This window comes from Cupriavidus cauae (assembly GCF_026210475.1).
GTDB classification, from domain to species: Bacteria; Pseudomonadota; Gammaproteobacteria; order Burkholderiales; family Burkholderiaceae; genus Cupriavidus; species Cupriavidus cauae.
In genome coordinates, this window is the sequence record NZ_CP080293.1 from 2,449,209 (window position 1) to 2,466,443 (window position 17,235).

17 protein-coding genes are annotated in these 17,235 nt (G+C 68.8%); 13 read left to right on the plus strand and 4 right to left on the minus strand.

Annotated features, from left to right (window positions below):
• The first annotated feature begins 27 nt into the window (after positions 1 to 27).
• From KZ686_RS10965 to KZ686_RS11000, 8 genes are all read left to right on the plus strand, one after another.
• Positions 28 to 1,893, plus strand: coding sequence for an acyl-CoA dehydrogenase (locus KZ686_RS10965; RefSeq protein ID WP_265632381.1), 1,866 nt, complete (start codon positions 28 to 30; stop codon positions 1,891 to 1,893).
• Between the two features lie 60 nt (positions 1,894 to 1,953).
• Entirely contained in the window at positions 1,954 to 2,736 is a 783-nt protein-coding gene (locus tag KZ686_RS10970) for an SDR family oxidoreductase (RefSeq protein WP_149318795.1), read from the plus strand.
• A 19-nt stretch (positions 2,737 to 2,755) separates the two neighbouring features.
• Positions 2,756 to 3,202, plus strand: a complete 447-nt coding sequence (locus KZ686_RS10975) for a PaaI family thioesterase (RefSeq protein WP_149318794.1) — start codon at positions 2,756 to 2,758, stop codon at positions 3,200 to 3,202.
• A 211-nt stretch (positions 3,203 to 3,413) separates the two neighbouring features.
• Positions 3,414 to 4,679, plus strand: a complete 1,266-nt coding sequence (locus KZ686_RS10980; protein WP_223819561.1) for a serine hydrolase domain-containing protein — start codon at positions 3,414 to 3,416, stop codon at positions 4,677 to 4,679.
• A gap of 70 nt (positions 4,680 to 4,749) precedes the next feature.
• Positions 4,750 to 5,760, plus strand: a complete 1,011-nt coding sequence (locus tag KZ686_RS10985; protein WP_150082967.1) for an NADP-dependent oxidoreductase — start codon at positions 4,750 to 4,752, stop codon at positions 5,758 to 5,760.
• Between the two features lie 68 nt (positions 5,761 to 5,828).
• Positions 5,829 to 6,683 (plus strand): class II aldolase/adducin family protein, encoded by an 855-nt coding sequence (locus KZ686_RS10990; RefSeq protein ID WP_149318792.1) that lies wholly within the window; start codon positions 5,829 to 5,831, stop codon positions 6,681 to 6,683.
• A 106-nt stretch (positions 6,684 to 6,789) separates the two neighbouring features.
• Positions 6,790 to 7,692: an SDR family oxidoreductase gene (locus KZ686_RS10995; RefSeq protein WP_265632382.1), complete on the plus strand. Its 903-nt coding sequence runs from the start codon at positions 6,790 to 6,792 to the stop codon at positions 7,690 to 7,692.
• A 103-nt stretch (positions 7,693 to 7,795) separates the two neighbouring features.
• Positions 7,796 to 8,713, plus strand: coding sequence for an alpha/beta fold hydrolase (locus KZ686_RS11000; protein ID WP_226106446.1), 918 nt, complete (start codon positions 7,796 to 7,798; stop codon positions 8,711 to 8,713).
• A gap of 111 nt (positions 8,714 to 8,824) precedes the next feature.
• Here KZ686_RS11000 and KZ686_RS11005 read toward each other — a convergent pair whose 3' ends face one another.
• Positions 8,825 to 9,361, minus strand: coding sequence for an O-acetyl-ADP-ribose deacetylase (locus KZ686_RS11005; RefSeq protein ID WP_149318789.1), 537 nt, complete (start codon positions 9,359 to 9,361; stop codon positions 8,825 to 8,827).
• A gap of 105 nt (positions 9,362 to 9,466) precedes the next feature.
• Positions 9,467 to 10,615 (minus strand): iron-containing alcohol dehydrogenase, encoded by a 1,149-nt coding sequence (locus KZ686_RS11010; RefSeq protein ID WP_149318788.1) that lies wholly within the window; start codon positions 10,613 to 10,615, stop codon positions 9,467 to 9,469.
• A 363-nt stretch (positions 10,616 to 10,978) separates the two neighbouring features.
• On the opposite strand from KZ686_RS11010, the gene KZ686_RS11015 reads away from it, so the two are divergent.
• The 5 genes from KZ686_RS11015 to KZ686_RS11035 all read left to right on the plus strand — a co-directional run bounded on the left by KZ686_RS11015 (position 10,979) and on the right by KZ686_RS11035 (position 15,898).
• Positions 10,979 to 11,956, plus strand: coding sequence for an alpha/beta hydrolase (locus tag KZ686_RS11015; RefSeq protein ID WP_456064378.1), 978 nt, complete (start codon positions 10,979 to 10,981; stop codon positions 11,954 to 11,956).
• A gap of 103 nt (positions 11,957 to 12,059) precedes the next feature.
• The gene (locus KZ686_RS11020; RefSeq protein WP_064573510.1) at positions 12,060 to 13,046 is read left to right on the plus strand and encodes a tripartite tricarboxylate transporter substrate binding protein; all 987 of its coding nucleotides are present in this window, start codon (positions 12,060 to 12,062) and stop codon (positions 13,044 to 13,046) included.
• Positions 13,047 to 13,251: 205 nt separating this feature from the next.
• Positions 13,252 to 13,689 carry a YbgC/FadM family acyl-CoA thioesterase gene (locus KZ686_RS11025; protein WP_023264187.1) on the plus strand — a complete coding sequence of 146 codons (438 nt, stop codon included), beginning with the start codon at positions 13,252 to 13,254 and terminating at the stop codon, positions 13,687 to 13,689.
• Positions 13,690 to 13,962: 273 nt separating this feature from the next.
• Positions 13,963 to 14,403: a GNAT family N-acetyltransferase gene (locus tag KZ686_RS11030; protein WP_265632385.1), complete on the plus strand. Its 441-nt coding sequence runs from the start codon at positions 13,963 to 13,965 to the stop codon at positions 14,401 to 14,403.
• A 382-nt stretch (positions 14,404 to 14,785) separates the two neighbouring features.
• Complete coding sequence (locus KZ686_RS11035) at positions 14,786 to 15,898, plus strand: MFS transporter (RefSeq protein ID WP_265633458.1); 1,113 nt, start codon at positions 14,786 to 14,788, stop codon at positions 15,896 to 15,898.
• A gap of 126 nt (positions 15,899 to 16,024) precedes the next feature.
• On the opposite strand, the gene KZ686_RS11040 is transcribed toward KZ686_RS11035, so the two are convergent.
• The gene (locus tag KZ686_RS11040) at positions 16,025 to 16,867 is read right to left on the minus strand and encodes an NRDE family protein (protein ID WP_265632386.1); all 843 of its coding nucleotides are present in this window, start codon (positions 16,865 to 16,867) and stop codon (positions 16,025 to 16,027) included.
• Positions 16,868 to 16,928: 61 nt separating this feature from the next.
• Entirely contained in the window at positions 16,929 to 17,219 is a 291-nt protein-coding gene (locus tag KZ686_RS11045; RefSeq protein WP_149318783.1) for a DUF4936 family protein, read from the minus strand.
• Positions 17,220 to 17,235 lie beyond the last annotated feature (16 nt).

Below are 17,235 nucleotides of genomic sequence, written 5' to 3' on the forward strand. Positions count from 1 at the left end.
TTCCCATCCCAAGGAGCGGCAATCGCCATGTCGTTGATCCTTTCCCGCCGCGACCTCGATTTTCTGCTCTACGAGTGGCTCGATGTCGAAACGCTGACGCGCATCCCGCGCTATGCCGACCACTCGCGCGAGACCTTCGACGCCGCGCTCGATACCTGCGAGAAGATCGCCACCGATCTGTTCGCGCCGCACAACAAGAAGAACGACCAGCAGGAACCGCATTTCGACGGCGAGACCGTCACCATCATCCCTGAAGTCAGGACCGCGCTGAAGGCGTTCTGCGAGGCCGGCCTGATGGCGGCCGGGCAGGATTACGAGCTGGGCGGCATGCAGCTGCCGGTGGTGGTCGAGAAGGCAGGCTTCGCGTATTTCAAGGGCGCCAACGTCGGCACCAGCTCCTATCCCTTCCTGACCATCGCCAACGCCAACCTGCTGCTGACGCACGGCACGCCGGCGCAGATCGACACCTTCGTCAAGCCGGAGCTGGAAGGGCGCTTCTTCGGCACCATGTGCCTGTCCGAGCCGCAGGCCGGCTCGTCGCTGTCGGACATCACCACCCGCGCCGAGTACGAGGGCGAATCGCCGCTGGGCGCGCAATACCGGCTGCGCGGCAACAAGATGTGGATCTCGGCGGGCGAGCACGAGCTGTCCGACAACATCGTGCATCTGGTGCTGGCCAAGATCCCGGGCCCGGACGGCAAGCTGATTCCCGGCGTCAAGGGCATCTCGCTGTTCATCGTGCCGAAGTTCCTGGTCAATGCCGACGGCTCGCTGGGCGAGCGCAACGATGTCGTGCTGGCCGGCCTGAACCACAAGATGGGCTATCGCGGCACCACCAACTGCCTGCTGAATTTCGGCGAGGGCACGCGCTACCGGCCCGGCGGCAAGGCGGGGGCGATCGGCTATCTGGTCGGGCAGCCGCACCAGGGCCTGGCCTGCATGTTCCACATGATGAACGAGGCCCGCATCGGCGTGGGCCTGGGCGCGGTGATGCTCGGCTATACCGGCTATCTGCACGCGCTGGACTACGCGCGCAACCGGCCGCAGGGCCGGCCGGTCGGCCCCGGCGGCAAGGACCCGTCGAGCCCGCAGGTCAAGCTGGTCGAGCATGCCGACGTGCGCCGCATGCTGCTGGCGCAGAAGAGCTACGTCGAGGGCGGGCTCGCGCTGAACCTGTACTGCGCGCGGCTGGTCGACGAAGAGCGCGCCGCGGCCACCGCAGGGGATACGGCCGAGCACCAGCGCCTCGCCTTGCTGCTCGACATCCTGACCCCGATCGCCAAGAGCTGGCCGTCGCAATGGTGCCTGGAGGCCAACAGCCTGGCGATCCAGGTGCATGGCGGCTACGGCTATACGCGCGAGTACAACGTCGAGCAGTTCTATCGCGACAACCGCCTGAACCCGATCCACGAAGGCACGCACGGCATCCAGGGGCTGGACCTGCTCGGGCGCAAGGTCGTGATGAAGGAGGGCGCCGCCCTCAAGGCGCTGGGGCAGGTGGTGCAGGCCACCATCGAGCGCGCGTTTGCGAGCGGCGACGAGGCCCGGGGCACGCATGCGCGGGCGCTGGCGGCGCGCGTTGCGCGGCTGTCCGACGTCACGGCCCAGCTGTGGGCGGTCGGCGATCCGGCGGTGACGCTGGCCAATGCCTCGGTCTATCTGGAGGCGTTCGGCCACGTGGTGGTCGCCTGGATCTGGCTGGAGCAGGCGATGCTGGCACAACGCGCGCTGGCGGCGCTGCCGTCGGGCCATGCGGACGCGGACTTCTATCGCGGCAAGCTCGCGGCGGCGGACTACTTCTTCCGCTGGGAACTGCCGAAGGTCGGCCCGCAGCTCGATCTGCTGGCGTCGCTGGACCGCACCACGCTCGACATGCAGGACGCCTGGTTCTAGGACCGGCGCAATCACCAGCATCCACGAGACATCGGACACGCAGGACAAGGAGGGGACACCATGAAGACGATCGCACAGCTGTTCGATCTGAAGGGGCGCACCGCGCTGATCACCGGCGGCTCGCGCGGGCTCGGGCTGCAGATCGCCGAGGCGCTGGGCGAGCAGGGCGCGCGGCTGGTGCTGTCGGCGCGCAAGGCCGACGAGCTGAAAGCCGCGCAGGAACATCTGAAGGCGCGCGGCATCGAGGCCGACTGGATCGTCGCGGACGGCTCGCGCGACGACGAGATCGCGCGCCTGGCCGACGAGTCGCTGGCGCGCCTGGGCCACGTCGACATCCTGGTCAACAACGCCGGCGCGACCTGGGGCGCGCCCGCCGAGGACCACCCCGTCGAGGCCTGGGACAAGGTGATGAACCTGAACGTGCGCGGGCTGTTCCTGCTGACGCAGCGCATCGGCAAGCAGTCGATGATTCCGCGCCGCTATGGCCGCATCATCAACGTCGCCTCGATCGCGGGGCTCGCCGGCAATCCGCCGGGCACGATGGAGACGATCGCCTACAACACGTCCAAGGGCGCGGTGGTCAATTTCACGCGCACGCTGGCGGCCGAGTGGGGTGAGCACAATATCACCGTCAACGCGCTGGCGCCGGGCTTCTTCCCGTCGAAGATGACGCAGGGCTCGCTGGCGCGCCTGGGTGTTGACAAGATGTGCGAGGGCGTGCCGCTGCATCGGCTGGGCGACGACGAGGACCTGAAGGGCGCCGCGCTGCTGTTCGCGACCGAGGCGGGCAAGCACATTACCGGGCAGATCCTGGCGGTGGATGGGGGCGTCAGCGCGATTTGAACCAAAGGACCACCACACCATGACCGAGCCCCGCAAAGGTTTCCCGATCCCGATTCCCTTCGTCGACGACCTCGGCCTGCGCTGCACCCATATGGGCGGCGGCGTCAGCGAGCTCGAGCTCGAGATCGAGCCGCGCCATCACAACGGCTGGGAGATGGCGCACGGCGGCGTGCTGATGACGCTGCTGGACGTCGCGATGGCGGTGGCCTGCCGCTCGGCCGATACCGAGGACGGCCGCGGCGTGGTCACCATCGAGATGAAGACCAGCTTCATGGCGCCGGGGCGAGGCACGCTGATCGCGCGCGGCGACTGCGTGCATCGCACCACGTCGATGGCGTTCTGCGAGGCGGAGATCGTCGACGCCGACGGCAAGCTGGTGGCGCGCAGCTCGGGCACCTTCAAGTACGTGCGACGCTCGCCGCCGCAGCGCGCCGAGACCGCGCCGGATGCGGGCGCCGACGGCTGACCGCAGACCGCAGATCGCTGCGCGGCCCGCGCAGCGCGGCACCCACCGAATCCAAAGAGAAAAAACAAATGGAGACACCATGCAGGCCAATCGACGCGGGCGTACGCGCCTTCGCCAGATCGTTCGTCGAATCGCTCGGCGCATCGTTTGTCGTAGTGTCCGCCGTTTCGTCCCCTCGCCGCTGCCCATCGCGGCCGTGCTGCTGACTGCCATGGCGATCCCCACGCAAGCACAGACGCCGCCGGCGCGCACCTATGCCGACGCGGCGGCCACCGATCCCGTCACGCTCGGATGGATGCAGGGTTTTCCGCCGGCGCCGGACAAGGTCATCAGCTTCAGCGGCAAGAGCAACGGCTTCCCGCGCCACCGCTGGACCTTCTCGCACGTGCGCGAGCTGGTGCCGACCGTCTCGGTGTGGCGCGGCCCGGGCCCCGTGTCCGCGCTGCCGCGCGCCGAACGCGACATCGGCGGCGTGCCCTTCGTCGATGCCGACGGCACGCGCCGCACCTTCGCCGACATGCTGGCGCTGACCTATACCGACGGCATCCTGGTGATGCACAAGGGCAAGGTCGTCTACGAGAAATACTTCGGCGCGCTGCAGCCGCAGCTGCCGCACGCGGCGTTCTCGATCACCAAGAGCTTCGTCGGCACGCTGGCCGCGATGCTGGCCAACGAGGGCAAGCTCGATCCGGCCGCGCCGGTCACGCGCTACGTGCCGGAGCTCGCGGACACCGCCTATGGCGACGCCACCGTGCGCCAGGTGATGGACATGACGATCGGCGTCAAATTCTCCGAGGACTACGCCGATCCGAAGGCCGAGGTCAACGACTATGCCCGCGCCGGCGGCATGATTCCGCGCGCGCCGGACTATGCCGGCCCGCGCTCCTTCTACGAATTCCTGACCACGCTGCGCAAGGAGGGCGAGCACGACCAGGCCTTCGCCTACAAGACCGTCAACGCCGAGGTGCTGGCGTGGATCGTGCAGCGCGCCTCGGGCGTGCCGTTGCCGAAGCTGATGTCCGACAAGCTGTGGCAGCCGCTCGGCGCCGAGGAGGACGCCTACTTCACCGTCGACAGCATCGGCACGCCGGGCGGCGGCGGCGCGATCAGCACCACGCTGCGCGACCTGGCCCGCTTCGGCGAGGCGATGCGCAACGACGGCCGCTTCAACGGCCGCCAGGTGATCCCCGCGGCGGTGGTTGCCGAGGTGCGCGGCGGCGGCGACCGCGCGAAGTTCGCCAAATCGGTCTATGCTCATCTGCCTGGCTGGAGCTACCGCGACATGTGGTGGGTCTCGCACGACGACCACGGCGCCTTCGAGGCCCGCGGCATCTTCGGCCAGCGCATCCATATCGATCCGAAGGCCGAGATGACCATCGTGCGCTACGCCTCGCATCCGATCGCCGGCAATGCCGCCAACGACCCGATCACGCTGCGCGCCTATCGCGCGCTGGCGCTTGCGCTGATGCAGCGCTGATGCAGCGCGGATCCCGAAGCCAACACCCAGCCCAACAACGTCCAACGACCACCTGACAAAGGAACGTCCCATGTCCGATACCTACAAGCGCATCGTCCTCGCCTCCCGTCCCAGCGGCGCCGTCTCGCCGGACAACTTCCGCCTCGAGCAGGTGCCGGTGCCGGAGCTGGCCGACGGCCAGGTGCTGGTCCGCAACCACTATCTGTCGCTCGACCCGTACATGCGCGGCCGCATGAACGAAGGCAAGTCCTACGCGACGCCGCAGCCGCTGAACGAGGTGATGATCGGCGGCACCGTCGGCGAGGTGGTGGCCTCGCGCAATCCGAAGTACGCGGTTGGCGACAAGGTGCTGGGCATGTTCGGCTGGCAGGAGATGGGCGTCAGCGACGGCAGCGGCATGCAGAAGGTCGACACCAGCCGGATCCCGCTGTCGGCCTACCTGGGCGCGGTGGGCATGCCCGGCGTCACCGCCTGGTACGGCCTGAACCGCATCATCGCGCCGAAGGCCGGCGAGACCGTGGTGGTCAGCGCGGCCTCGGGCGCCGTCGGCAGCGTGGTCGGGCAGCTGGCGAAGATGGCGGGCTGCCGCGCGGTCGGCATCGCCGGCGGCAAGGAGAAGTGCGACTACGTGGTCAACGAGCTGGGCTTCGATGCCTGCGTCGACTACAAGGCGGCATCCGATCCCAAGGCGCTGTACACGATGCTGAAGGAAGCCACGCCGCAGGGCGTCGACGGCTACTTCGAGAACGTCGGCGGCGAGATCCTCGACGCCGTGCTGTCGCGCATGAATCCGTTCGGCCGCATCGCGGTCTGCGGCATGATCGCCGGCTATGACGGCGAGCCGCTGCCCCTGAAGAATCCGCAGCTGATCCTGGTGTCGCGCCTGAAGATCGAGGGCTTCATCGTCTCCGAGCACATGGAGGTGTGGCCGCAGGCGCTGTCCGAGCTCGGCGGCGCGGTGGCGCAGGGCAAGCTCAAGTTCCGCGAGAGCGTGGCGCAGGGGCTGGAGAGCGCGCCCGAGGCCTTCATGGGCCTGCTCAAGGGCAAGAACTTCGGCAAGCAGCTGGTCAAGCTGATCTGATCGGCCGGCCCCGGTTATCGGCTGCCCGATATCCGCTATCCGCTATCCGCTATCCGCAGGAGACCGCGATGAACGCTCCCATCCCGGCACCGCAACGTGCCAGCCGCGCCGACGAGATCGGCGCCGATCTGCCGGAAGAAATCAAGGCGAAGTACCGCGTGCTGCCGCGCCCGCCGCGCTTCGAGACCCATGCCGAGGAGCGCCTGCATCGCAAGCAGCGGCTCGCGGCGGCCTTCCGGCTGTTCTCGAAGTTCGGTTTCGACGAGGGCGTGGCCGGCCATATCACCGCGCGCGACCCCGAGTTCACCGATACGTTCTGGGTCAATCCGTTCGGCGTGCATTTCAGCCAGGTCAAGGTATCGAACCTGATCCGCTGCGATCACCACGGCAACGTGGTGGAGGGCGATCATCCGGTCAACGCCGCCGCCTTCGCCATCCATTCGCGCGTGCACCAGACGCGCGAGGACGCGGTCGCCGCCGCGCATTCGCACAGCACCTATGGGCGCGCCTGGTCGACCCTGGGCCGGCCGCTCGATCCGCTGACGCAGGACGTCTGCGCCTTCTACCAGGACCATGCCGTCTATGACGACTTCGGCGGCGTGGTGGTGGAGCTTGACGAAGGCCAGCGCATCGCCAATGCGCTGGGGCCCAACAAGGCCGTGATCCTGCAGAACCACGGGCTGCTGACGGTGGGCCGCACGGTCGACGAGGCGGCCTGGTGGTTCATCACGATGGAGCGCTCGTGCCAGGTGCAGCTGCTGGCCGAGGCCGCCGCCGCGCGCACCGGCGGCGCGCCGAAGACGATCTCGGACGCCGCCGCGCGCCAGGCCTATTCGATCGTCGGCACCGCGCAGGCCGGCTGGTTCCAGTTCCAGCCGCTGTACGCGCGCATCGTCAAGGAGCAGCCCGACCTGCTCGATTGAGGCAGGAAGGGCCGGGGAGACCGGCGCGCAGAAGCCCGCCAGCAGAGCGGGCCAGCGGGAAACCGCACCGAAACGGGAGCGCGCCGGCATCGAGAAGGAGACCACGATGAAGCAGTTCCAGGAAAGAGTGGCCGTGATCACCGGCGGCGCGTCGGGATTCGGCAAGGAATTCGCGCGCCTCGGCGCGGCGCTGGGCATGCGGCTGGTGCTGGCCGACGTCCAGCAGGACGCGCTCGACGCCACCGTGGCGGAGCTGCGCACGCAGGGCGCCCGCGTGATCGGCCTGCGCGTCGACGTATCGAAGGCCGAGCAGGTGCAGGCGCTGGCCGATGCCGCGATCGAGGCCTTCGGCGAGGTCAACCTGCTGTTCAACAACGCCGGCGTCGGTGCCGGCGGCCTGGTCTGGGAGAACTCGCAGAAGGACTGGGACTGGGTGCTGGGCGTGAACCTGCACGGCGTGATCCACGGCGTGCGCATCTTCACGCCGCTGATGCTCGAGGCCGCCGCGCGCGAGGCCTCGTACGAGGGCCATATCGTCAATACCGCGTCGATGGCCGGCCTGCTGAATCCGCCGGCGATGGGCATCTACAACGTCTCCAAGCATGCGGTGGTGTCGCTGTCCGAGTCGCTGTACCAGGACCTGGCGCTGGTGACCGAACAGGTGCATTGCTCGCTGCTGTGCCCGTATTTCGTGCCGACCGGCATCCACCAGTCGCACCGCAATCGCCCGGCCGACCTCAGCAACGAGGCCCCGCCCACGCGCTCGCAGCTGGTCGCGCAGGCGCTGTCGGACAAGGCGGTCACCTCGGGCAAGGTCAGCGCGGAGGACGTGGCGCGGATGACCTTCGACGCGATCCGCGAGCAGCGCTTCTACATCTATTCGCATCCGCACGCGCTGGCGCCGGTGCAGCAGCGCTTCGAGGACATCGTCGGCCAGCGCAATCCCGGCGATCCGTTCGCCGGCAAGCCGCAGGTACGTGACGAGCTGGTGGCCGCGCTGCGCGGCTGAGGCGGGCGATTCGCGCGCAGGCACGGAGCGTGCATCGGCACGGCCGGCGCCGCGCCCGCATGGGGCGGGCGGGACGACAACGGCAAATCACAGAGAGGAGACCATGAGCACATCGGCCGTGATCCATCATCTGCAGTACGCCTCGCTGCCGAACGGCACGCGGCTGCACTATGCCAGCGCGGGGCAGCGCGGCAAGCCGCTGATGCTGTTCGTCCATGGCTTCCCCGAGTTCTGGTATGCGTGGGAGGCGCAGCTCGCCGAATTCGGCCAGACCCATTTCGCGGTCGCGCCGGATCTGCGCGGCTTCAATCTGTCGAGCAAGCCCGCCGCGGTCGAGGCCTACAAGCCGCGCCATCTGGTCGAGGACCTGGTGCAGTTCATCGCCGCGCTGGGCTACGACCGCTGCGTGGTGGTGGCGCACGACTGGGGCGGGGCGGTGTGCTGGAATCTGGCGATCCAGTATCCGGCGCTGGTGCAGCAGCTGGTCATCGTCAACGCGCCGCATCCGTATCTGTTCGCCCGCGCGCTGGCGGAGGACCCGCAACAGCAGGCGGCGTCGGCCTATATGAACTGGCTGCGCAAGCCGGGCTGCGAAGAGGTGCTGGCGGCCGACCACTACGCCAAACTCGCGGCGCTGCTGTCCGGGGGCGACGCGCCGCCCGAGTGGTTCACCGGCGAAACCCGCGACAAGTATCTCGCCGCGTGGTCGCAACCGGGCGAGGGCGGTTCGCATCCGCTGACCGGCAGCGTCAACTACTATCGCGCCTCGCCGCTGCATCCGCCGGCGCCGGGCGAGCCGCCGCCCGATCTGTCGCGGCTCGATCCCGAGGCCTTCGTCGTGCGCGTGCCGACGCTGGTGATCTGGGGCGAGAACGATCGGGCGTTGCCGAAGTCGCTGGTGGATGGGCTCGATCGCTTCGTGCCGCAGCTGCGGCTGGAGCGGATTCCGGAGGGCACGCACTGGGTCGTGCATGAGCAGCCGGAGCGGATCAATCGCTTGATCCGCAGCGCGTTGGGGTAATGGGGGGCGGAGGGGATAGCAAGCGCTGTTGCCCTTTCCCCCAAGCCCCTCTCCCGCTTGCGGGAGAGGGGGCGGGGGAGCGGGCAAGCGCGCGCCTTTTCGCCCGTCGAATCAAAGCCCCCCGAACGCTCCCAGCCGCTCCCGATACAGCCGGTAGTTCTCGTCGTCGAAGCAGACGAAGGTCACCTGTTCGATGGTGTCGGCCTCGGCCAGCGCCTGGCGCACCGCGGCGATCGCGATATCGGCCGCGCGTTCGCGCGGAAAGCCGTAGACGCCGGTGCTGATGTTCGGGAAGGCCAGCGTGCGCAGCCGATGCTCTGCGGCGAGCCTGATGCTGTTGCGATAGGCGCTGGCCAGCAGCGCGTCCTCGTTCTCGCCGCCGCCGCGCCAGACCGGGCCGACCGCGTGGATCACGTAGGGTGCCGGCAGCAGGCCGCCGGTCGTGATCACCGCCTCGCCGGTCGGGCAGCCGCCCTGGCGCTCGCGGATCTCGCGGCAGGCCGCCATGATGGCCGGACCGCCCGCCCCGTGGATCGCGCCATCGACGCCGCCCCCGCCCAGCAGGCCGCTGTTGGCCGCGTTGACGATGGCATCGACCTCCATCCGCGTGATATCGCCGTGCACCACCTGCAAGTGTTCGCCAGCCATGCCTGCCTCCTTGCGTCCGATGCGCGTGGCATCGGTTGAGCCTTACACGATCGAGCCTTACACCGACTGCGTCTTACATCGACTGCGCCCTGCACCGATCGAGCCTTACATCGATTCCGCCAGCATACGCCGATAGTCCTCGGCGCCGGCTTCCTTCGGATTGGTCTTGTGGCAATGGTCGGCCAGCGCGCCGGCCACGACCTTGTCGAACATCGCCTCGGTGACGCCCATCGCGGCCAGCCCCGTCGGCAGGCCCAGACGCGCGGTCATGTCGTACACCGCCTGCGCGACATCGGCGTCGGCCGGCAGATGCATGGCGCGGCGCAGGCGGCCATAGCGGTCCTCGCGCACGATGCTCGGCGCGTCGGCGTTGAAGCGCAGCACCGCGGGCATCACCACCGCGTTCAGCGTGCCGTGGTGCAGGCCGGTGCGGCCGTCGATCTTCAGGCCGCCGAGCGGGTGCGACAGCGAGTGGACGCAGCCGAGGCCCTTCTGGAAGGCCATCGCGCCCTGCATCGACGCGCTCATCATGTTCAGACGCGCCTCGCGGTCGCTGCCGTCGCGCGTGGCGCGTTCGATATGGGCCCAGGCGCGCTCCAGCCCGTCGAGCGCGATGCCGTCGGCCGGCGGGTTGAAGGCGGGGGCGAGGAAGGTCTCGATGCAATGCGCGATCGCGTCCATGCCGGTCGCCGCCGTCAGGCCCGGCGGCAGGCCCAGGGTCAGTTCCGGATCGCAGATCGCCGACTTGGGCAGCAGATGCCAGGAATGGAAGCCGAGCTTGCGGCCGTCGTCGAGGATGATGATGGCGCCGCGGGCGACCTCGCTGCCGGTGCCCGAGGTCGTCGGCACTGCGATCAGCGGCGCGGCGCGCTCGGTGATCCTGCCGCTGCCGCCCTCGATGGTGGCGTAGGTGGTCAGCTCGCCCTCGTGCGTGGCCAGGATCGCGATGCCCTTGGCCAGATCGATCGAGGAACCGCCGCCGACCGCGATCAGGCCGTCGCATCCCTCGCTGCGGTATTGCGCCGCGGCCTGGCGCACCATCGCCTCGGTCGGATTGGAGGGGGTGTCGTCGAACACGGCAACCGGCAGACCCTCCAGCGCGTCGATGGCGCGCTGCGCGATGCCGGCGGCGACCACGCCCTTGTCGGTCACCAGCAGCGGCCGGCGGATGCCGATGCGCTCGCACTCCGATTTCAGCAGCTTGACCGCGCCGAAATCGAGATGGATATGGGTCAGGTAATAGATAAAGGCCATCGTGCTTGTCTCCGTGATTGTTATGTCGGCGAGGGCGGGCGGGTGGCGGCATCGTGCTGCGCTGCCATGCCCGCGGTGCGTTGCAAATCCAGGCCCGGAAGATTGTCGCAGCGTTTTCCGTCGGGCGGGGAGGGGGCAAACGCGGTGTCGCATTGCCACATTTTTCCATGCCGGTATGCCCACAAAGCGGTGGCATCATACTAAAATCGAACGCTCGTTCACAATTCGAACTTCACCGCAGGAACTGGACCGGGCGTTCCGGCCGTTCGCCACCGCAAAGCCACACCGCACGATCGCCTCGCCTTCATGTCAGCTGTCCCGTCCGGGTTCCCCGCGTCTTCCGCCTCCTCTGTTCCGCCAGGCATGCCGGCGCAGCCGCTCGATCCGCAGATCGCGCAGCTGCTGGACATGGTGGCGCGCGCCAAGCGGCCGCCGCTGCATCATCTGGACCCGGCCGATGCCAAGATCGCCTACGAGAAAAGCGCGCTGATCCTGGACGTGGCCCCCACACCGGTGCACAGCGTCGAGGACATGGCGGTGCCGGCGCGCGACGGCCATGCGATTCCGGTGCGGCTCTATGCGCCGCGCGAGGCGAGCTGGGCCGAGCCGTTGCCGCTGCTGCTGTACTTCCACGGCGGCGGCTTCACGGTCGGCAGCATCGCCACGCACGAGCCACTGTGCCGGCTGCTGTGCGCGCGCGCCGATGCGATGGTGCTGTCGGTCGACTACCGGCTCGGGCCGCAATGGAAATTTCCAACGGCGGTCGACGATGCCTTCGACGTGCTGCACTGGGTCTTCGAGCAGGCGCCGCGGCTGGGCGCCGATGCGAGCCGCATCGCGCTCGGCGGCGACAGCGCCGGCGGCACGCTGGCGGCGGCCTGCGCAGTCGAGGCGCGCAACCGTGGCCTGGCGCCGGTGCTGCAGATGCTGCTGTATCCGGGCACCAGTGCGCGCCAGGACACGCCGTCGCAGCGGGTGCTGGCCGACGGCTACCTGCTGACCGCGTCGATGATCCAGTGGTTCTTCGCGCAGTATCTGGACCGCGAGCAGAGCCGCGACGACTGGCGCTTCGCGCCGCTCGATGGCGGCGGCAGCGGTGCGGACGTGGCCGGATGCTGTCCGGCCTGGATCGCGGTGGCCGGCTACGACCCGCTGCACGACGAAGGCGTCGCGTATGCGCGGAAGCTGCGGGCGGCCGGCGTGCCGGCAGAAGTGGCGGACTACCCCGGCATGATCCATGATTTCTTCAAGCTGGGACGCTTCGTCCCGGCAGTGGCGCGCGCGCACGACGATGCCGTGCGTGCGTTGCGAACGGCCTTCGGCACCGCGCCGCCCGTCTAGGGCCGCGCTCGATGCCAAGCCAAGGCGGTCGCAGAAACCCCGGTTTTTCAGGCAGTTATCGAGTACCCGAGCAGTACCTTGTAGCAACAGGAGACGACTACAGATGCAACGCCGCCACTTCCTCGCCCGTGCGGGCGCCATCGCCGCCGCCGCGGTCACCGGCCTGGCCGCCACCCCCGCGGCCCACGCCCAGGCGGACAATTTCCCGCAGAAGCCGATCCGCCTCATCATCGGCTATACCGCGGGCGGTTCCACCGATATCCCGTTCCGCGTGCTCGCGGAGAATGCCTCGAAGATCCTGGGCCAGCCGGTGATCGTCGAGAACAAGCCCGGTGCCGGCGGCGTGCTGCCGGCGCAGATGATGCAGGCCACGCCGCCCGACGGCTACACGCTGGCGCAGATCCCGCTGCCGGTGTTCCGCCTGCCGTACACCACCAAGATCAACTGGGACCCGGTCAAGGACCTGACCTATGTGATCAACCTGGCCGGCTATGCCTTCGGCCTGGTCGTGCCGGCCGATTCGCCGATCAAGACCATGCAGGAGTACATCGCCTACGCCAAGGCCAATCCGGGCAAGCTGACCTACGGCACGCCCGGCTCGATGACGACGCTGCATCTGACGATGGAAGAGCTGGCGATGAAGCAGAACGTCCAGTTCTCGCACATCCCGTTCAAGGGCAATTCCGAGTCGATGCAGGCGCTGCTGGGTGGCCACGTGATGTCGGTGGCCGACACGCCGGCGTGGGCGCCGTACGTCGAACAGGGCCGCCTGCGCCTGCTGTCGGTGTGGGGCGACAAGCGCTCGCCGCGCTTCCCCAACGTGCCGACGCTGAAGGAGCTCGGCCTGGGCATCGTGCAGACCTCGCCGTTCGGCCTGGCCGCGCCCAAGGGCACCGATCCGAAGATCGTCAAGAAGCTGCATGACGCCTTCAAGCAGGCGATGGAAATGCCGAACTACCGCGAGTCGCTGGCCAAGTTCGACATGGAGCCGTTCTACATGAACAGCGAGCAGTACGCGAAGTTCGCCGCCGATACGGTCAAGAAGGAAAAGGCCATCATCGAGAAGCTGGGCCTGGCACGGCCGCAGTAACGGGCTGCGGCTAGGGGCCTGCAAGGGCCCGAAGTAAATGCCGATGCAAAAGCCGATGCAAAGGCCGATGCAAGGGCCGATGCAAGGGCCGATGCAAGGGCCGGCGCAAGGCGCTGCCGCAAGAGCCCGCCGCTGTCGTCCTTGCCGTCGTCCCCGCCGCAGCGGGGACGACGGCCTCCTTCACGACTCACTCCGAGGAATCCGCATGGCCAAGGAAGAGTTTCGCCACAGCATGCCGTTGCGCGTGCGCTGGGCCGAGGTCGATCCGCAGTCGATCGTCTTCAACGCGCATTACCTGACCTATTGCGACATCTGCGTGACCGAGTACTGGCGCGCGGTCGGCATCCGCTATCCCGAGGACGTGCTGCACGCGCATGGCGTCGACATGTACGTCGTCAAATCGACGCTGGAATACCACGGCTCGGCCCGCTTCGACGACATGCTCGACATTCGCGGCCGCATCGCGCGCATCGGCCGCTCCAGCATGCTGTTCCGCGTCGAGATGTACCGCGGCGACGAGCACCTGATCACCGGCGAGATCGTCTACGTCTGCGCCGATCCGGCGACGCAGCGTTCGGCGCCGGTGCCGGCCGCGGTGCGCGAGGCGATCGTGACCTACGAGACGGTGGCGCCGGAGCAGTAAGCCTGCCTTCGGGGGTGGTCGAGAGGCGGTCGCGCGCCTGCCGCGCGCGACCGCCATCTCGCCATCTCGCCATCTCGCCATCTCGCCATCTCGCCATCTCGCCATCTCGCCATCTCGCCATCTCGCCATCTCGCCATCTCGCCATCTCGCCATCTCGCGATCCCGCGATCCCGCGATCTCGCCATCCCGCCGGCGCCGACCAGGTCCGCTGAAAGATCGGCCCGACGCGAGTATCATGCCGATCCTCGCAACCGTCGCGTCATCCCTCCCATCATGACTCTCACCGTTCGCCTGCTGCCCTGGTCCGAAGCGCGCGAGACCGCGCGCGCGATCCGCTATGCCGTGTTCGTCGAAGAGCAGGGCGTGCCGGTCGAACTCGAATGGGACGAGTGGGACGAGCCCAGCTGGCATGCGATCGCCTATGACGCGCAGGGCGTCCCGGTGGCGACCGGCCGGCTGCTGCCGGACGGCCATATCGGCCGCATGGCGGTGCTGGCCAGCGCGCGCGGCACCGGCATCGGCGCGCGGGTGCTCGATGCGCTGATGGCCAAGGCCGAGGAACTCGGCTATCCCGAACTGGTGCTCAACGCGCAGTCGCATGCGGCGCCGTTCTACGCCCGCGTCGGCTTCCAGCAGGTCGGCGAGCCGTTCGAGGAAGCCGGCATTCCCCATATCGAGATGCGCAAGCGGCTGGGGGGCGGGGCGCAAGGCTAGTCCCGGGCGGGCTCGGGACTTCGGACGGCCGGCGCGTCAGCCATCGGCCGACGGCCGCCGCGGCGGCGGTATGAGACCATGCAGGGTCCGTCGGCGCACTCTTGGGCATGCCTTGAGATTGCCTTGAGATTGCCTTGAGATTGCTTTGCACTTGGCGCGGCTGTCCTCGTTTGGCGCCGTGCCAAGCCACATCGAGCCGGAAGCCGCACCAAGCGGCAAGCCGCACCAAGCCCCACCAAGCCGCAACGAGCCGTACCAACCGTCTCGCATGAACGACCTTTCGACCGATCTGCCGCGGCAGTCCGCCGCGCCCGTATCGCCATCTCCCGCACCCGCCGATCCGCCCCCGCCGCCGCGCACCGCGCCGGCCACCTGGGCCACGATGGCGCTGTTCTTCGTCAATGGCGCGACCTTCGCCACCTGGGGCGTTCATATCCCGACCATCAAGACGCGCTTCGGCCTGTCCGACGCCGTGCTGTCGATGGCCATGCTGGCGGTGGCCTTCGGCGCCATCATCGCGATGGGGCCGGTGGGACGGTGGATCTCCAGGGTCGGCAGCACGCGCGCCTGCATGTCGGGCGGCGTCGCCTATGGCCTGGCCACCATCGCGATCCTGGCGATGCCGCATTTCTACGCGCTGGTGCCCGCGCTGATCGCCTTCGGCATGGCCAGCGCCGTGTTCGACGTCGCGATGAACGCGCAGGCCGCCACGGTCGAATCGCAGCGCCACAAACCCATCATGTCCGCGCTGCACGGCATGTTCAGCCTCGGCGGCATGGTAGGCGCGGCAGTGGGCGGGCTGTTGCTGTCGCTGCAGGTCGCGCCGCTGGCGCACGCGATCGGCATGGCGCTGCTGACCGCCGGCGTCGGGCTGGCCTCGAAGCGCTGGCTGCTGCCCGACCATCCGACCGCGCCGCACGCCGACAAGGGCCACGACCATGCCGGCCGCGCGCTGTGGCTGCTGGGCCTGATGGCGTTTCTCGGGCTGGTGGGCGAGGGCGCGATGTACGACTGGACCAGCGTCTATATGCGTGAGATCGCGCAGGCGCCGATCGGCTGGATCAGCTTCGGCTATGCCGCCTTCTCCGGCGGCATGGCGGTCGGCCGCTTCACCGGCGATCTGGCGCGGGCGCGCTGGAGCGATGCCGGCACGCTGACGGCGAGCGCCTGGCTGGCCTTTGTCGGCATCAGCCTGGCGCTGCTGTGGCCGGCGCCGTGGGCGAGCCTGCTGGGCTTTGCGATGATGGGCCTGGGCGCGGCCAATATGGTGCCGATCTTCTTCGTGGCGGCGTCGAAGCTGCCGGGGGTCCCGCCGGCCGAGGGGATTTCGCGGGTGGCGCGCTTCGGCTATATCGGGCTGATGCTGGGGCCGGTGATGATCGGCGGCGTCGCGCATGCCAGCGACCTGCGCTATGGACTCGGCCTGGTGGCGCTGACGATGGGATGGATCGCGCTGGCAGGCGCGCGGACCGTGCGGCGCTATCTGTCGAGTTGAGTGCCAAGGCTGCCGGCCGCACGCATGCGGGGCCCGGCGTGCCTATCGGCCTACGGATCTACGGGTCTACGGTCTACGCTCGTCAACGTCGCTGCGTTCCCGCCTGCGCGGGAACGACGCAAGGAATCAGCGTGGCGCCGGAATCGTGCCGGCGCGGCTGGCGACGTTCATCTGGCCCCGGTACGACACCTCGCCGGTCGGCCCCGCCGCATCGAAGCTGCGCTCGCTCAGGTCGAAGCGGCCGTCGTGGCGCACCCGCAGCACGGTGCTGGCGCGCGTGCCGTACGAGGGCGAGCGGATAAAGGCCGACGACAGCAGCTTTTCCCATTCGGGCGCGACGCCCGTCTGCGGCAATTCGAAATCGCAGGCCTGGCGGGTATCGGCCAAGAGAGCCAGATAGGGCTCGACGCTGGCATTGGGCGCGCCGGTATCGGCGGCCAGCGTCTCGGCCAGCGCGCCGACGCGGCTGCGGACCTTGGGCCAGGGCGTGTCGAGCAGCGCGTTGGACAGGCCGTACAGGCCGGGCTTGAGCCGCTGCGGCGCGCCGTCGGGCGAGCGGTTGCTGTACCACCACAGCGCATCCAGATCGCCCGCCAGCAGATTGAAGCCGTTGTAGGCGCCAGGCCCGCGGATGCCGGCACCACGGGCGAGATCGCCGACATATTGCTCCGGCGACGACTCGCCGCGCAGGAAGCCCGCCACCAGTTCGCCGCGCGAGCGCGCATCGGTGCGCTTCTCGGAGGGCGCGCGGTAATTGGTCAGCGCGGCAAAGCGCCCGCCGGCGGTCACGCCCATCCAGGTGCCGGGTTCGCCGATCACGTCCGCCTGGTCCCGGCCGGCCAGCACCTCGGGCGCATCGTCCCACCAGTGCGCCGGCGCCGCCGGGCGGACATGGAATTCATCGCGATTGGCCGCGACCACCAACGCATAGTCGGGGTGGGCCTGCCAGGCGACGAGGATCAAACACATAAGCCATTCCTTGTTGCGGGCCGCTGCATCGGTGCAGTGCATCGATGCAGGCGGCGCCGCGCTACAACAGGTCCAGGTCGACGAACTTTTCGACCTGGCGCTCGCCTTCGAGCCAGTGCTGCAAACCGCTTTGCCGCCACAGTCCGTCGAGCGTCGCATCGAAGGCCGGCGGCACGTCGGCGTAGGCCTCCATCCAGGTCTGCAGGCCGGCGCGGGTTTCGGGCCTGCGCATCAGCGTACCACCGATCCCGGTGGCTTCGGCCACCGTGGCCATCCAGCGGTGCCAGTGCGGCAGCGCCTCGGCGGCCTCGTGCTCGCGCACGCGGAAGTAGACGAACAGGTGGTCGCTCATCGCGGCGTCTCCTTGC

Coding starts and splice junctions, on each gene's coding strand:
- KZ686_RS10965 (WP_265632381.1), top strand. CDS start 28: ATGTCGTTGATCCTTTCCCGCCGCGACCTCGATTTTCTGCTCTACGAG.
- KZ686_RS10970 (WP_149318795.1), top strand. CDS start 1,954: ATGAAGACGATCGCACAGCTGTTCGATCTGAAGGGGCGCACCGCGCTG.
- KZ686_RS10975 (WP_149318794.1), top strand. CDS start 2,756: ATGACCGAGCCCCGCAAAGGTTTCCCGATCCCGATTCCCTTCGTCGAC.
- KZ686_RS10980 (WP_223819561.1), top strand. CDS start 3,414: ATGGCGATCCCCACGCAAGCACAGACGCCGCCGGCGCGCACCTATGCC.
- KZ686_RS10985 (WP_150082967.1), top strand. CDS start 4,750: ATGTCCGATACCTACAAGCGCATCGTCCTCGCCTCCCGTCCCAGCGGC.
- KZ686_RS10990 (WP_149318792.1), top strand. CDS start 5,829: ATGAACGCTCCCATCCCGGCACCGCAACGTGCCAGCCGCGCCGACGAG.
- KZ686_RS10995 (WP_265632382.1), top strand. CDS start 6,790: ATGAAGCAGTTCCAGGAAAGAGTGGCCGTGATCACCGGCGGCGCGTCG.
- KZ686_RS11000 (WP_226106446.1), top strand. CDS start 7,796: ATGAGCACATCGGCCGTGATCCATCATCTGCAGTACGCCTCGCTGCCG.
- KZ686_RS11005 (WP_149318789.1), bottom strand. CDS start 9,361: ATGGCTGGCGAACACTTGCAGGTGGTGCACGGCGATATCACGCGGATG.
- KZ686_RS11010 (WP_149318788.1), bottom strand. CDS start 10,615: ATGGCCTTTATCTATTACCTGACCCATATCCATCTCGATTTCGGCGCG.
- KZ686_RS11015 (WP_456064378.1), top strand. CDS start 10,979: ATGCCGGCGCAGCCGCTCGATCCGCAGATCGCGCAGCTGCTGGACATG.
- KZ686_RS11020 (WP_064573510.1), top strand. CDS start 12,060: ATGCAACGCCGCCACTTCCTCGCCCGTGCGGGCGCCATCGCCGCCGCC.
- KZ686_RS11025 (WP_023264187.1), top strand. CDS start 13,252: ATGGCCAAGGAAGAGTTTCGCCACAGCATGCCGTTGCGCGTGCGCTGG.
- KZ686_RS11030 (WP_265632385.1), top strand. CDS start 13,963: ATGACTCTCACCGTTCGCCTGCTGCCCTGGTCCGAAGCGCGCGAGACC.
- KZ686_RS11035 (WP_265633458.1), top strand. CDS start 14,786: ATGGCGCTGTTCTTCGTCAATGGCGCGACCTTCGCCACCTGGGGCGTT.
- KZ686_RS11040 (WP_265632386.1), bottom strand. CDS start 16,867: ATGTGTTTGATCCTCGTCGCCTGGCAGGCCCACCCCGACTATGCGTTG.
- KZ686_RS11045 (WP_149318783.1), bottom strand. CDS start 17,219: ATGAGCGACCACCTGTTCGTCTACTTCCGCGTGCGCGAGCACGAGGCC.